The sequence below is a fragment of the Nocardia sp. GTS18 genome (assembly GCF_013839555.1).
Taxonomy (GTDB): domain Bacteria; phylum Actinomycetota; class Actinomycetes; order Mycobacteriales; family Mycobacteriaceae; genus Nocardia; species Nocardia rosealba.
In genome coordinates, this window is the sequence record NZ_JACBIU010000008.1 from 31712 (window position 1) to 47240 (window position 15529).

Genomic DNA, 15529 nt, shown 5'->3' on the forward strand with positions numbered 1-15529 from the left:
GTCGACGTGCGTTGTTGACGCGGCGACACCAGCCCACACGTCGATGCTGAACAACAGCGGTGACACCGCCAGCAGAGCCGCAGATTTTCGCTGGTGCAGCAGCGAACGGCCGTGCGACGATCCTGCCTATGTCCGGGGAAATGACCGCCGAAGCCGTTGTCGAAGAATGGAAGTCGCGACTGATCGCGCTCGCGCGCACGCCGGAGTATGTCTTTGTCGACACGCCGCAAGAGTTGATCGACCGGCATCAGGCACGGCTCACCACCTTCGAGGGCTGTACCGACGCGGAGCTCGAGGCTGTCGAGAAGCGGATCGGCGGGCGGTTCCCTGAGGTGTTTCGTCAGTACCTGCTGCAGATGGGTGGGGCGTGCGGTGACCTCTTCCGGGGGAGCGATCGCGGGGGTATCCGATGCTTCGATCGGCTGTGTGACGACGCACGGGAGATCGTCGAAGACGTGGGCGGCAGGTGGACACTACCGCCCGACGCCGCCATCGTTCTCACCCATCAGGGCTATACATTCGATTACGTGCGTGCAATCGGGGGATTCGACGGACCGGTTCTGCGATGGACGGATGGAAGTCCCGACGAGGACATTCAGATCGCGGCCACGTTCGCCCACTATGTCGACGCACAGCTCCGCCTGAGTGAGCGCAACAACCGCACAGCCCGTGAGCGAGGTGGCTACTGCCTCGTTCTTTATCCAGGTGGCGGCCAGCGCTTTTACTCAGCGCGAAACTCAGCTCGAACCTTCTCGGCCGCCGAGAATCAGCGGTGACTTTCGGACGGCCATCTCCAGGGGGGCGTTCATCCCGGCGAGACCCACGACGCCGCCGACCGTGAGCCGGGCAATCACGCCGAATTCCGAACGCTGCATGCGTGTTTCAAATCTGTGCGCGAAAGGTGATTCGCATATCGATCGCGGATCTGAACCAAAGAATGGATTGGTCGATCGGCGCAGATGTGAAATAGATCACAAAGATTGATTTAATATCTTTCGGCTATTACTAATAGCCCGGTCGACATTCGCTTGGTCCAGCTTTGGGGGGCAAAAGGTCGAGAGGGAGTAGTCAATGTTCATGCGTTCAACCCGCAACATTCTCCTCGGTGCACTGCCCGTAGTTGTGGCGGTCGCCTTCGCCGGTAGCGGCGTCGCGTCGGCGGACGCCGCCGCCGACCAGCAGGCTCAGTCGGCCACCGTGCTGGCCGTCCCGGGGGACAACTTCGCGACGGCTGTTGCCGAGTTTTCGTTCGGATCCGCCGTCCCGGCCGGCGCAGTGATTTCGCAGGATGCCGAGCCTTCGATTCCGCAGGCCGCCGAGCTTTCGGACGAAGGCTTGGTTTCGGAGGTGGCAGCTCCCGCGATTTCCGAGGCAACCGCCCCCGTTGTTTCGGACGTGATCGAGAACCAGGTGGAAGAAGTCGCAACCAATCCGAAGGCCGAGAACTCCGACCCGGTGGTCAACGGTGCTCTCGCCGGTGCCGGTCTCGGTGCGCTGGCCACGCTGGTCAACTGCATCCCGTCCGCGATCGTCTTGGGTGTGGGCTACCCGATCTGCCTCCTCCTCGGCGTTCTTCCCCACGCGGCAATCGGTGCCATCATCGGTGGCGTTGTGGGCCATGTGAATCCGGAGGTCGTTCCGCAGGTCCTGCCCTGAGAAGGTAGGTCGGAAGTTGCCCCTGCTTCGGGACTCCCGGTGCCGCTGTGGTGAAAAGCCCAGTCGCACCGGGGGTTTCGCTGCGGGGATACTGATGTGGTGCTCGGAGCGGAAGAGTTCGATCTCGTAATGGCTGTCATTCGTCGCGACATCGACGAGGTGCGACGCGCTCACGAGGCCGGCGTCGACCTGGCGAGCGCCACCGCGCCGGGAGGCACTCTTTCCGGCTGGGCCGCGGAGTGGGGCAGACCCGAGATCCTCGCGTACCTGCTGGCCGAGGGAATCGAGGTGGAGCCGAGAGCTCTTTCGAAGGCCGCGGACAAGGGCCATGCCGAGACGGTGAGGCTACTGCTCGACCATGGCATGAATCCGGATCTTCCGACTGAGTGGCCGCCGCTGTGCGCAGCAGCCTACGGCGGTTCACTCGAGTGCATCCGAGCTCTCTTGCAGGCCGGAGCGCGGGTCGATGTTCGGATGGGCCCGCAGGCAGGCCTCGCGAGCGGAAAAACCCCTCGGGAGCTCGCCGCAATGCGTCCTACAGACGGGACGGCGGAGATACTCCGGCTGCTCGAACAGTAAACTGCGGCGCACCGCCACCGGCCGGACCGGCGACGCCGTCGCCCGAGGTCCACTCGCAACTCACCGACGCTGCCGCGCCCAAGCGAGCAGGGGCGGTGGTTCATGCAACGCGGACGGTGGGTCTCGGAACCTCATGGAGTACCTCGACCGCCGCACCGGTCTGTGGCTGAACGTGAGCCACTTGGTCACCGTGCAGGACGCCGAGACGTTTCTCGCACGCGCCGGGTTCTAGACACGCGCGGACCCCACTCGGCGCCGTCCGATCAGCCGCGATCTGACCCGAAAGCCAGGAATGTGTGCGCGAGAGGGGACTTGCATTCTGATCTCGCGCCGAACGACCGGGAATCTGTGATCGAGTGCGATCGAATACATATCGAAGGATCGTGGCAACACGATAGCAGCCAAGACGCGGCTGTCTCGGTACCCCCGGCGGGGTTGCTTCTGCTTTCGGCCCGTCCCTGTCTCTGCGCACCGCCTGGTTGACAGGAGTGGTCGAGCGCTTGCGAGTCGGCCTCGATGTCGCCGTCATTGGTCGTCATCGGCCGAGTCAAAGCCGAGCGGGCCGTACTCGGAATACCGATCGCCCACGGCCCGGGATTGACGGTCGCGAACCCCGTACTCCCGGACTCCCACCAGATATTTGAATCTTGTTCAGATAATCCTTGACCTGCCTTGCTGGCAGCACCTACCCTCTAACTAGCTGAATCTGATTCAACAACTTGGGAGGTGTGATGGTCAGCAATCGGCGCGGCGCGGCCTCGCGTACGGCGCTGCTCGCGGCGGGCAAGGCGGCGTTCAGCAGCGACCGCTACGAAGAGGTCTCCATCGTCGACCTGGCGCGCTCCCTGGGGGTGGCAGCGGGGTCGATCAGCTATCACTTCGGCGGGAAACGAGGGTTCTATCTGGCGGTATTGGAGCAGGCGGCCGAGGAGTTCTGGGGGGATCTGCTGGCCATGCGCGGCCCGGCGCTGGATCGGCTGAACCGGGGCATCGACCGGCTGCTCGATGAAGCCGAGCAGCAGCCGCGCGCGTTCGAAGCGCTGTTCGCCGACGTGGCCGACGCCGAAGTGCGCCAGATCCGTGACCGGCACCGCACCCAGTTGACCGATGCGCTGGTCATCGAGGTGACCGGTTCGGAGTCCTCACCGGTGTTGCGTGCCGCGATCAGCGGCTTCGTGTCCTATATCGAAGGTCTGGTTCTGCATTGGTCGCGGACCCGCGAGATCAGCCGTGAGCAGGTCAAGGAGTTGGTGGTCGGAAACTTGTTCGGCACGATCCTGGCGGCGCTGCGCACCGATCCCGATATCGAGTTGACCCAGCGAGCCATCGACGCTGTGCTCGCCGATCCGCAAGCTGTGGCTTTCCTGGGCCCCCTTTCCACCGTGTCGAAGACGACGGAGTGATTACTGATGTCTGAAGTTCTGCCTACCGGTCCCTCGCGGATCGTCGAGACACCGTTCGCGCGAGCGATCGCGTGGGTCGTCGGCCCGCGCGGGTTGCGTAGCCAAGCCGTCCTTCGTCGTGAGGTCGAGGGCAAGGTGGTCGTGATCACCGGGGCATCGTTCGGTGTCGGGGAGGCAACCGCGCGATGGTTCGCGGCGGCCGGCGCCCGGGTGGTGATCGCCGCTCGAACGATGGATCGGTTGCTCGAGGTGGCCGAGGAGATCAACGCCGCTGGGGGAGAGGCCCACCCGTACCGACTGGACCTGACCGATGAACAGTCGGTCGCGGAATTCGCGGCGTCGGTGCGTTACGACCTCGGCGAGGTCGATGTGCTGATCCACAACGCGGGCAAGTCGTTGCGCCGTTCGATTCACCTGTCCTACGACCGGCCAAAGGACATCACCGCGACGACCGGTGCGAACTATCTCGGGCCGATGCGCCTCACCCTGGCTCTGCTGCCAGGGATGCGGGCGCGCGGTAGCGGTCACATCGTGAACGTTTCCACGGTCGGGATCATGTTCCCCAACGTCCCGAAGTGGGGGTTCTACCTGTCGTCGAAGCTGGCGTTCGACTGGTGGATGCGTGCGGTCGGCATGGAAGCTCGCGCCGACGGGGTCACGTTGACCACGTTCTACGGTGGTTTGCTGCACACCCGGATGAGCGCGCCGAGCCGCTGGATGCGGGTGCTGCCCGGTCAGACCCCAGACGATGCGGCGAAGGTGCTGGCCAAGGCGGTGGTGAAGAAGCCGCGCACGATGACCCCGCTCTACGGGTTCCCGTTGGCGATGTTCGCAACAGTCTTGCGGTGGCCGTTGGAATTGATCGTCGAGCGGATCTTCCGCAACCTCGGTGACACCGAGGTCTCGTTGTCGCGGCTGAAGCCATCTGCCCCGGTTGCTGCCGCTCAAGCGGCTCCGGCACCGGCGGCGGTCACCGATCCCACCCGTAACGGGCAGGTGATCACCGATGTCCGCTGACCTGACTCACAGTGTGCGGCAGTGGTGTTCGGCGATTCCGGCGGTGCTCGCTTCGGGAATGTTGGCCCCGGTCGGCCCGCGCAAAGCCGCGGCGTTGGCGCGCAGCTTCCACCAGTACGGCCCGACACCGGCGATGTTGTTGTCGGCCACCGCGATTCGACATCCGGACAAGGTCGCCATCATCGACGACACCGGGCAACTGACCTACCGGCAGCTGCAGCAGCGGGCCGAAGCGATCGCCGCGGCCTTGTATGCCGCGTGCCCGGTACCGCCGAAATCGGTGGGGATCATCTGCCGTAACCATCGCGGGTTCGCCGAGGCGATGGCGGCCGGTGCGCAGCTGGGCGCGGAGCTGATCTTCATCAACACCGAGCTTCCCGCCGCTCAGTTGCATGCGATTCTGGCCCGGCACAACCCGGATGTGCTGATCTATGACGCCGAATATGCCGACACGGTGCAGGAGACGAACTTCCCTGGTCTTAGGGTGCTGGCCTGGCGTGAGCCGGACGCCGACCTGGCGGGACTTCCGACGCTGGACGATCTCGCCACTCGAAGCCACCCGAAACCACCGCGGGTACGGCACGCCGTGAAGCTGACATTGCTCACCTCGGGCACCACGGGACTGGCCAAGGGCGTACCTCGTGCGGTCAAGCCGACCGCGATCGTGTTGCTGACGTTGACTGCGATGGCGCACCTGCGGCTGCGGTCCACCGACCGGGTGTTGGTCGCGCCGCCGATGTTTCACGGCTTCGGGCTGGTGGCGCTGCTGGGTCCGTTGGCTCTGGGCGCGACAGCGATCTGCCGACGTCGCTTCGACGCGGCGACCGCGCTCGATGACATCGCCCGCCACCGGGTCACGGTGGTGATGGCGGTGCCGGTGATGCTGCAACGGCTGCTCGCTGTGCCGGGGCTGGCCGAGAGCCGGTCGGCGCGGTCGTCGCTGCGGGTCATGGTGACCGGGGCGGCACCGATCTCGCCGACCACGGTCTCGAAGCTGATCGAGACCTTCGGCCCGATCCTGATCAACGGGTACGGCTCGACCGAGGCCGGCCTGGTCACCATCGCCGCCCCCGCCGATCTTGTCGCCGCGCCTGACACGATCGGGCGAACCTCGCTGGGCGTGTCCGTGCGGATCCTCCGCGCGGACCGCACCGAGGCCGCGCCGGGAGAGATCGGCGAGATCTTCGTGCGCAGCGGTCTGGAGTACACCGGATACACCCCCGACCCCACCGCGAAGGTCTCGACCAAAGAGGTCATCGACAGGCACGTGTCCACCGGCGACATGGGGCATTTCGACGGTGAACGTCGGTTGTTCATCGACGGTCGCGCCGACGACATGATCGTCTCCGGTGGAGAGAACGTCTTCCCCGGCGAGGTCGAAGACCGCCTCGCCGCGCACCCCGACATCACCGACGCGGTCGTAATCGGCGTGCCCGATGCCGAGTTCGGGCAAGTCCTCAACGCCTTCATCGTGCTCGCACCTGGTGCTGCCGCGCTGGGGGAGGACGCGCTCAAACAGCATGTGCGCGAAGGCCTCGAGCGCTACAAGGTGCCCAAGCGGTTCGTCGTGCTCGACGAGATCCCCCGCAACGCCAGCGGCAAGGTCTTGCGGGCGAAACTGCACTCTCTGGCCGGGTCGTGAACCACCCTTCTGCTCGAAAGGCAAAGCTGATGGCAATAAGGCCGGTTCGTGCGCCGAAGATCATCATCATCGGTGCTGGTGTTGCCGGGATCTCGGCGGCGGTGACGTTCAAGAAGGCCGGTTTCGACGATTTCGTGATCCTGGAGAAGGGATCCGATGTCGGTGGGGTGTGGTTCTGGAACCGTTACCCGGGGTTGACCTGCGACGTGCCGTCGCAGCTCTACCAGTTCGGGTTCGCGCCCAAGCCCGATTGGAGCCGGGTCTGGGCCACCGGTCCGGAGATCCAGCGCTACCACGCCGAGGTCGTCGACAAGTTCGGGCTGCGTGAACACCTGCGTCTGAACAGCGAAGTGACCGACGCGGTATTCGACGGACGCGGTTGGGTCGTCACCCTTGCCGACGGCACCGAGTCGACGGCAGACTTCGTCATCGCCGCGACCGGGGTACTGCACCACCCGTTCACCCCCAAGATTCCGGGCCTCGACACTTTCACCGGCGACACGGTGCACACCGCCCGTTGGGACGACTCGCTCGACACCGTGGGCAAACGGATCGCGGTGATCGGCTCGGGATCGACTGGTGTGCAGGTTGTTTCGGCACTGCAGCCGGGCGCGTCGAAGCTGACTCAGTTCACGCGCACGCCGCAGTGGGTGCTGTGGGCGCCGATGGGGTTGACCCAATCCAAGCTGGTCGCAAAACTTCTCGCGGCGTCACCCACCGTGCATGACCGGGTGTACGCGGTGTCGTTGTGGGCGTCGGGGATTCTCGCCGATGTCGCGTTGCGCCCGACCTGGCGCAGGCGGACCATGCAACAGCTGGCGCGGTGGTCGTTGCGTGCTCAGGTGCGTGACGAGGGTTTGCGTGAGGCGTTGACCCCGGATTACGAGCCATTGTGTAAGCGGCAGGTGATCTCCGGTACCTACTATCGGGCGATCCAAGCCGACAATGCCGAGCTGGTCACCGACAAGATCACCGAGGTCACCCCGAACGGGATCCGCACCGCCGACGGACGCGAACATCCCGTCGACGTCATCGTTTTCGCCACCGGTTTCCACCCGCACAATTACATGCGTCCGATGAACCTGCGCGGCCGCGACGGCCTGCACATCGACGAGGCTTGGGCGAAAGGCCCACGCGCCTACCGGATGACGGCGATACCCGGGTTTCCGAATCTGTTCACGGTGCTGGGCCCGAATTCGCCGACGGGCTCGATCTCGCTGCAGTACTCGGCCGAACTGACCGCTCGCTACATCACCCGCTGGTTGCATCGGTTCGCCACCGGCGAGCTCGACACCGTCGAAGTCACCGAGGCCGCGACGGCCCGGTTCAACGATGCCGTCGCGCAGGCGATGGGCCCGACGGTGTGGAACACCGGCTGCAACTCCTGGTACTTCACCGACCAGAACACCATCGATCTGTGGCCGTTCGACCGCAAAACGATGACCACCATGCTCACCGAACCCGACGACCGCGACTTCCTCATCGACGCGACGGCTGACACCAGCGCGGTGTTCGCACCGACCACCATCTGAACTCGAAGCAAGGACAACGATGTCTCGCAATTCTCGAATCGACCTCAACGGCGCTGTCGTCGTGATCACCGGTGGTGGCCGCGGCATCGGTGCCGCCACCGCACAAGCGTTCAGCGCCAAGGGCGCCCGGGTGTGGATCGGCGACATCGACACCGACGTCGCCGCGGCCACCGCCGCCTCGATCCCGCACTGCCACAGCGCACGCTTGGACGTCACCAGCGTCGAGTCGTGGCGCGAATTTCTCACCGAGGTCTTGTCCATCGAAGGACGCCTCGACGTGCTGGTCAACAATGCCGGCGTGATGCCGCTGGGCAGCTTCACGGAGGAATCCGAAGCGACCACTGATCTGATCCTCGACGTCAACGTGCGCGGGGTCATCAACGGCATGCGCGCGGTGCTGCCCGGCATGGTCGAAACCGGTCGCGGCCACATTGTCAACGTCGCCTCGATGGCCGGGATGATCCCGATCCCCGGCATGGTGACCTACAACGGTTCCAAATTCGCCGCCCTCGGCTTGTCGCTGGCCGCGCGTCACGAATACGCGGGCACCGGCGTCACCGTCACCGCCGTGCTGCCCTCGGCGGTGCGCACCGAACTGGCCTCCGGGGCTGATCTGGGCAAGACTATTCCCTACGTGGATCCCGAAGACGTCGCTCGTGCCGTCGTCGACACCGTGCGCCGCACACCCGCAACCGTCTCGGTCCCAGGCTGGATGGCGCCGGGCTGGTCGGCGGTGCAAGCACTGGTGCCTAGCTTCATCGAAAACGGTGTGCGCCGGCTCCTCGACGACCGCCGAGCACTGACCGGTATCGATGCCGAGAGCCGTCGCGCCTACACCGAGCGCATCGAACGCCACGTCAACGAACACACCGCCACCACGGCGCCGAAGCCGGGCCGCAAGGCGGGTTCCCGATGACCTCATGCGCACTGGTGATCGGCTGCGGCGGCACGATCGGCGCCGCCTGGATCGTCGCAGCCCTGGATGCTCTGTCGAAGCAACTGGACTGGGATCCACGCACTGCCGACCTCATGCAAGGCACCTCTGCCGGTGCCGAACTCGTCACCCTGCTCGCCAGCGGGGTCGGGGTCGACGAGTTGGTCCGCTGGCAACAGGGCACCGCCCACGACAAGCGGTTGCGTGATCACCACGACGCCGCACCGTCTTCCCTGCCGCCCATACCGTCGCCGCGGCTGCTCAATCCGGGTCTCTTGCGGACTCAGCACGGGCTGGCCGCGTTGTCGGGCATCGCGCCGACCGGGCGTGGCGACGCAAGCTGGCTGGCACGCTTGGCCCATGCCTACACCGGCGACCGGCCATGGCTCGACCATCCTGCCGCCCGGATGGTCGCGGTCGATACCGAGACGGGCGGGCGGGTCGCGTTCGGCGCCCCCGATGCGCCCGCGGTGTCTCCGGCGACCGCGTTGCAGGCCTCGTGGGCGGTACCGGGGTGGATGCCACCGGTGACCGCAAACGGGCGTACCTACATCGACGGCGGCGCCGCCTCGACCGCATCGCTGGACTTGCTGGCAGACCACGGGTTCGACGAGATCTACCTCATCGCACCGATGGCATCGCCCGACCGCGCCCGCATCCCCGGCCTCGGCGGCTTCCTCGAAGACCGGTGTCTGCGGCGCCCGATGACCGGCATCCTCACTGCCGAAATCGACATGGTGCGCGCTCGCGGCACCCGGGTGATCACGATCTGCCCGCGCGTCAACGATCTGACGCACCTGCCGGCGAACTTCATGAACCGGCGAGCCCGTCACGTCGCTTTCGCCGCCTCGATGCGCACCGCCCGGGCAACGGTCGCGGCCGCCCTGGCCGTGGTCGCCGCATAACGGGGACTTCTTGTTCGAGGCGGCTGTCCGGTTGATCCGGTCAGCCGCCTCACCCGGCGCATCCACATTGTGCGGGTTTTTTCGTCGCGGATCTGCGTGGACCGCCGGTATCGCCGCGCTCGTCGTTGTCGTCCAGCGACGACCGAGCAACGCCGTGACACGAGGATTCCGTCTTCGAGCAAATGTGACCGTTGACACTCTGCGGCCAGCATGGGAATGTGAATTCAATTCATATTGAATTCAGTTCAAAAAAGGGGAGTCGATGTCCAGATCCACGATGAGGTGGCGGCGAACACGAAGCACTGGTAGTCGGAGACGGCCGCTGGCGATACTCGGTGCGGTGGTCCTCGCGGCCACGACGGTGCTGACCGTCTTCGCCGGACCGGCTACCCCGGGACCGAATTCCGGTTCGGCATCGGGTTCGTCGCAAGGCAGCGATTTCTACCTGCCGCCCGACCCTCTCCCCACGGGGGCGCCTGGACAGATTCTGCGCAGCGAGCCGTATTCCCTGGCCCTAGCTCTGCCTGGCCAGGAGGGGCAGGTCCCCGCCAACGCCACTCGCATCATGTATCTGAGCGCCGACACTCACGGAGACCCGGCCGCGGTCACCGGCACCTATCTCGAACCCACGCTGGCGTGGAACGGACCCGGTCCTCGCCCACTGATCGCGGTCGCCCCCGGCACCCAAGGCCAAGGCGACCAATGCGCACCCTCGAAAGGGTTCGCCCAGCTCATCCACTACAACTTTCCCCTCGATATCTGGGCCAGCTACGAGGTGATCACCGCCTACGCGCTGCTCGCGCGCGGCATGGCCGTGGTCATGACCGACTACCACGGTTTGGGCACCCCGGCCGTGCACGACTACGTCAACCGGGCTGCCGAAGCGCATGCGGTCCTCGACTCCATCCGCGCCGCCGAAGCACTGACCGGAATCTCGCGTCCCAGCGGGATCTTCGGTTACTCCCAAGGTGGAGGCGCGGCGGCCGCGGCCGCGGAGTTGCAGGGCGAATACGCTCCCGAGCTGGACCTACGCGGCACCTATGCCGGAGCTCCGCCCGCTGACCTACGTGAGGTCATGCTCACGTCCCCTGCGGTCAACGGGCTCGTGCCCGGCGTGCTCGGTGGCGTGGGACCTGGCGTGGTGGGCTATGTGCTCAACGGAATCGTCGCAAACCATCCCGAAACCGCGCCGATCATCGATGCCTTCACCAATCCCGCGGGCAAGCAGATGATGGCCGAGCTGGCCACGACCTGTGTCGGTGAAACCGTCCTGCGCACCATGTTTCGGCCTATGACCTGGTACACCGCCGGAGGCCGCACACCCGCCCAGCTTCTCGACAGCTCACCGGAATTGACGGCCATCGTCGATGAACAGCGCATCGGCAACCGCAAGCCGGTCGCACCGGTATTGATCGCCGCCGGTACCAATGACGATATCCTGCCCTTCCCGCAGGCACGTCAACTCGCGGTCGACTGGTGCGCTCGAGGCGCGAGCGTGCAGTTCGAACCGACCACCTGGCTGCCTCCACTGTTTCCCAGCCTCGGTATCGGCCATCTGCTGGAGTACCTACCGGCCACCTTCGCCGCCCATGACTGGCTCACCCAACGCCTTGCCGGTGCGCCTGCCCCGAGCAACTGCTCGGCATTGCCCTGACCCTGTAGCCGCGGCGCTGTGGGCGGCGGCTACCAACAGCCTGTACGAACGGACAAAGCATGTCTGATATTTCCTCTGCGACCCGCCACGAAATCGTCATCGTCGGCGCCGGGTTCTCCGGTCTGGGGACCGCGATCGCCTTGCGCAAGGCCGGCTTCGAGGACTTCCTCATCGTCGATGACGCCGAAGGGCCCGGTGGTACGTGGCGATGGAACACCTACCCCGGTGTTGCGGTGGACATTCCGTCGTTCAGCTACCAGTTTTCGTTCGCTCAGCGATCGACCTGGTCGCGTACTTACGCTCCCGGTCGCGAGTTGCGAGCCTACGCCGAGCAGATCGTCGACGAGTACGACCTGCGCCCTCATCTGCGGTTCGGTACCCGGGTGCGCACCGCCGCCTTCGATCAGCAGAGCGCGACGTGGCGGATCTCGACGAGCGCAGGCGAGCTCACCGCGCGCTGGCTGATCCACGCCGGTGGACCGCTGAGCCAACCGAAGCTGCCCGAGATCGACGGCATCGATACCTTCACCGGTTCGATGATGCACACGAGCCGGTGGGACCAGGAGGTGTCCTTGGTGGGCAAGCGGGTCGGCATCATCGGAACCGGAGCGACGGCAGTACAGGTCATCCCGGAAATCGCGGCGCAGGTCGAGCATCTGACGGTTTTCCAGCGCACTCCGATCTGGTGCTTGCCGAAACCGGACTTCTCCCTCGGCAGGGCTGGCCAACTCGCCTTGAGCAAAGTGCCGGGCGGCAGGCGAACCGCCCGGTTCGCCAGCCAGGCAATGGTCGAGGCGACGTTCCCTCTGCTCGCCCACTTCCACCGGTGGGTCCCGGCCACGGATGTCGTCCAGGTCGCCGCACGAAGATACATCCGGTCCCAGGTCCACGACCCGGTCACCCGGGACAAGCTCACCCCCAGGTACGCGCTCGGATGCAAGCGACCCAGCTTCCACAACTCGTACCTGTCGACGTTCAATCGCGACAACGTCGCTCTCGAGACGACATCGATCGAAGCGATCACCCCGACTGGCATCCGCACAACGGACGGCACCGAACACGAGCTCGACGTGCTGATCCTGGCGACAGGGTTCAAGGTCACCGATAAAGACGCGCTGCCGAGCTATCAGCTGATCTCCGGCGACGGCGTCGACTTGGCCGAACACTGGGCCGAGCGACGGTTCCACACCTATCAGGGTGTCGCGACCGCCGGGTTCCCGAACTTCTTCACCGTCTACGGGCCCTACGGCTACAACGGCGCGTCCTTCTTCACCCTTGTCGAGAACAGCGCCGCCCATATTGTTCGGGTTCTCGACGAGGCACGGCGGCGCGCAGCATCATCGGCGCAGGTGACCGAGTCAGCGCAGTCCCAATACATGGCCGCGATTCTCGCCCGCCGCCCGCTGCAGGTCTTCAGCAATCCCACGTGCGCGAACGCCAACAGCTACTACTTCACCAAACAGGGCGACGTTCCACTGCGTGCCTCCACAACCGTGGAAGCAGCGTGGAAAAGCCGCCGATTCCCGCTCACGCATTACAAATTCGCCGGCTGACCGCCCGGATTCAGGAGATAAAACCATGAAGTTCGACCTCGCCGACAAGGTCGTCGTCATCACCGGCGCCGCCCGCGGAATCGGCCTCGGCACAGCGGAAGCGGCCGCATTGCGCGGCGCGAAAGTCGCCGTGCTCGACCTACGCCGAGACGACGTCGACCGCGCCGTCGGGCGACTCGGCGACAAGGCATTCGGGTTGGCCGTCGACGTGACCGATCGCGAGGAGCTGGCCCGCGCATTCACCACCATTGCCGACCGGCTCGGCGGGATTGATGTCGTCGTCGCCAACGCCGGAATCGCGCCTCGCGGAGCGACCGTGCAGGGGATGGCGCCCGAGGTCTTCGACCGGGTTGTCGAGGTGAACCTCACCGGGGTCTACAACACGGTCCTCGCCGCGCTTCCGTTCATCGTCGAACGTCGTGGCCATCTCTTGCTGACGTCCTCGGTGTATGCGTTCATGAACGGTGTCGGCGTAGCCCCCTACGCGGTCGCCAAGGCCGGAGTCGAGCAACTGGGCCGCGCGTTGCGCGTCGAACTCGCACCCTACGGGGCAACGGCGGGAATCGTGTACTACGGATTCATCGACACCGACATGGTCAAAGTGGGGTTCGACGAGGATCCTCTCGCGAATGCGATCGTGGACCTCATACCGCCGTTCCTCACCAAGCGGCTCACACCGGCGCAGGCGGGCGAGGACACGGTCCGGGGGATCGAACGCCGCGCGGCACAGACCATCACACCCGCCCGATGGGCAGCCCTCAGCGCCTTCCGTGGCCTGATCACCCCGGTGATGGACGGGATCGCGATACGTCATCGCAAGGTTCACAAGATGATCAGGGGTTTCGACGCACGATCGGCTATCCCACCACGCGTGGAACAGACCGCCGAACCTGCGGTGCCGGGCGCCTGCGCCCGTGTCGAGAGCTGAGGAAGTCGTCGACATGACCACCGCCCGTTCACAGTCCGCGATAATTGAGGTGGCCATCCCATGACCGACATCGACGCGACCATCACTCGCCTGGAGGCGGGTGCCGCACGGTGGGCGAGGATGTCCTACGCCGATCGCGCGGCGCTGTTGCGCGCCACGCATGCGGCGACTGCCGAGGCGGCAGATGCCTGGGTTGCGGCCGCGCTCGCGGCGAAGCAGACGCCCGCCGGACCGGCCGAGGGCGAGGAGTGGCTCTCCGGCCCCTTCCCGGTGATGAACGCCGCCGCCGAGTACGCCACCTCCTTCGAGGCGCTGGCGCGGGGGCGCTCGCCGATCGAGGGCGTGCATACCGCTGCCGCTCCCGGCGGCCGGACTGCCGTGCGCATGCTGCCGCGCACCGTCGTCGACCGCCTGCTCTACAGCGGGATCACCGCGGACCTGTGGCTCGAGCCAGGCGTCACGGCGGACGAGGCACGAGCGGGTGCGGGGCCGCGCGCGCGTCCAGGTGATCAGCCTGCGGGCGTCGGTGTCGTCCTCGGGGCGGGCAACATCAGCTCCATCGGCCCGATGGACGTGCTCGACGAGCTCGTCATCCACGGCCGCGCCACGATGTTCAAGCTGAACCCGACTTTCGACGGTCTCACCGCGGTGTACCAGGGCGCACTCGCGCCGCTTATCGCCGCCGACCTTGTCGCGGTGGTCAACGGAGGGGCCGAAATCGGTGCCGCATTGGTCGAGCACCCGGGCACTTGCCACGTCCACATCACCGGCGCCGAGACCACCCACGACGCGATCGTCTGGGGCCTCGGTAGCGACAAGTCCGGCACGCCGCGGCTCACCAAGCCGATCAGCAGCGAACTCGGCGGCGTCACGCCGGTGATCGTCGCCCCCGGCGACTGGGCTCCGAGCGACCTCCGCTTCCAGGCCGAGCACGTCGCCAGCATGAAGGTGCACAACAGTGGCCACAACTGCGTGGCCGCCCAGATGGTCATCCTCCCGGTGGAGTGGGCGCTGCGCGAGGAGTTCCTCACCGAGCTGCGGCGTGCGCTCGCCGCCGTCCCTGCCCGGCCGCCTTGGTACCCCAACACAGCGCCCAAGCTCGACGCCGCCCGGTCGGCCTACCCCGACGCCGAGGAACACGGCGGGCGTCTGCTTGCCGAGGTAACTGCCGACAGCTCCCAGGACCTGCTGACGTGTGAATACTTCGGACCCGTACTCGGCCATACATCCCTTCCCGGCACCGGCATCGACTACCTCCGCAATGCCGTGGCCTATGCCAACGACCGCCTCACCGGCTCGCTGGGCGCGACTGTGATCGTGCGCCCGGTCGAGCGGAAGACGTGGGGTGCGGAGTTCGACCAGGCCATCGCCGACCTTCGCTACGGCACTGTTGGCATCAACATCTGGAGTGGAATCGCCTTCCTCGATCCGCGCCTGTCATGGGGTGCCTACCCGGGCAACACCCTCGATGCGGTCGGTTCCGGTATCGGACGCGTGCACAACGCCGGTCTCGTACCGGCGGTGGAGCGCGTCGTCGCCGTGGGACCGTTCCGTCCCTTTCCGCGGTCGGTCGTCAACGGGGAACTCAGCATGCTGCCCGTTCCGCCGTGGTTCGCGACAGCGCGAACCGCTCACCACACCGCCCGAGCTATCACCCGGTACGCCGCTGAGCCTTCGCTGCTGCGGATCCCGGCCATCTTCGCCCACGCCCTGCGCGCCTGACCTG

Annotated in this window: 12 protein-coding genes and 1 pseudogene; all 13 read left to right on the forward strand. The window is 66.0% G+C overall.

The genetic code is table 11. The features are described 5' to 3' along the window. Positions 1 to 128: 128 nt before the first annotated feature. The 13 genes and pseudogenes from HYG95_RS10625 to HYG95_RS10685 all read left to right on the forward strand — a co-directional run bounded on the left by HYG95_RS10625 (position 129) and on the right by HYG95_RS10685 (position 15525). Positions 129 to 776, forward strand: coding sequence for an SMI1/KNR4 family protein (locus HYG95_RS10625; RefSeq protein WP_220139307.1), 648 nt, complete (start codon positions 129 to 131; stop codon positions 774 to 776). A 346-nt stretch (positions 777 to 1122) separates the two neighbouring features. After that, a complete protein-coding gene (locus tag HYG95_RS10630; RefSeq protein ID WP_181697827.1) occupies positions 1123 to 1656 on the forward strand; it encodes a hypothetical protein in 534 nt (177 codons plus the stop codon). A gap of 99 nt (positions 1657 to 1755) precedes the next feature. After that, entirely contained in the window at positions 1756 to 2235 is a 480-nt protein-coding gene (locus HYG95_RS10635) for an ankyrin repeat domain-containing protein (RefSeq protein WP_181697828.1), read from the forward strand. 731 nt (positions 2236 to 2966) lie between these two features. After that, positions 2967 to 3638: a TetR/AcrR family transcriptional regulator gene (locus tag HYG95_RS10640; protein WP_181697829.1), complete on the forward strand. Its 672-nt coding sequence runs from the start codon at positions 2967 to 2969 to the stop codon at positions 3636 to 3638. Positions 3639 to 3644: 6 nt separating this feature from the next. Further along, positions 3645 to 4655 (forward strand): SDR family NAD(P)-dependent oxidoreductase, encoded by a 1011-nt coding sequence (locus HYG95_RS10645; RefSeq protein WP_181697830.1) that lies wholly within the window; start codon positions 3645 to 3647, stop codon positions 4653 to 4655. Continuing rightward, entirely contained in the window at positions 4645 to 6297 is a 1653-nt protein-coding gene (locus tag HYG95_RS10650) for an AMP-binding protein (RefSeq protein ID WP_181697831.1), read from the forward strand. The genes HYG95_RS10645 and HYG95_RS10650 overlap by 11 nt, the downstream gene beginning before the upstream one ends. Positions 6298 to 6326: 29 nt before the next feature. Next, positions 6327 to 7829: an NAD(P)/FAD-dependent oxidoreductase gene (locus HYG95_RS10655; protein WP_181697832.1), complete on the forward strand. Its 1503-nt coding sequence runs from the start codon at positions 6327 to 6329 to the stop codon at positions 7827 to 7829. A 19-nt stretch (positions 7830 to 7848) separates the two neighbouring features. Continuing rightward, positions 7849 to 8697 (forward strand): annotated as a pseudogene (locus tag HYG95_RS10660) (SDR family oxidoreductase); the annotation flags it as partial. 44 nt (positions 8698 to 8741) lie between these two features. After that, positions 8742 to 9668, forward strand: coding sequence for a patatin-like phospholipase family protein (locus tag HYG95_RS10665; RefSeq protein ID WP_181697834.1), 927 nt, complete (start codon positions 8742 to 8744; stop codon positions 9666 to 9668). A gap of 340 nt (positions 9669 to 10008) precedes the next feature. Further along, a complete protein-coding gene (locus tag HYG95_RS10670) occupies positions 10009 to 11322 on the forward strand; it encodes a lipase family protein (RefSeq protein WP_370465747.1) in 1314 nt (437 codons plus the stop codon). A gap of 59 nt (positions 11323 to 11381) precedes the next feature. Continuing rightward, a complete protein-coding gene (locus HYG95_RS10675; protein WP_181697835.1) occupies positions 11382 to 12875 on the forward strand; it encodes an NAD(P)/FAD-dependent oxidoreductase in 1494 nt (497 codons plus the stop codon). 25 nt (positions 12876 to 12900) lie between these two features. Next, positions 12901 to 13803: a short-chain dehydrogenase/reductase gene (locus HYG95_RS10680; RefSeq protein WP_181697836.1), complete on the forward strand. Its 903-nt coding sequence runs from the start codon at positions 12901 to 12903 to the stop codon at positions 13801 to 13803. Positions 13804 to 13863: 60 nt separating this feature from the next. Then, complete coding sequence (locus HYG95_RS10685; RefSeq protein ID WP_181697837.1) at positions 13864 to 15525, forward strand: aldehyde dehydrogenase family protein; 1662 nt, start codon at positions 13864 to 13866, stop codon at positions 15523 to 15525. Positions 15526 to 15529: the final 4 nt, after the last annotated feature.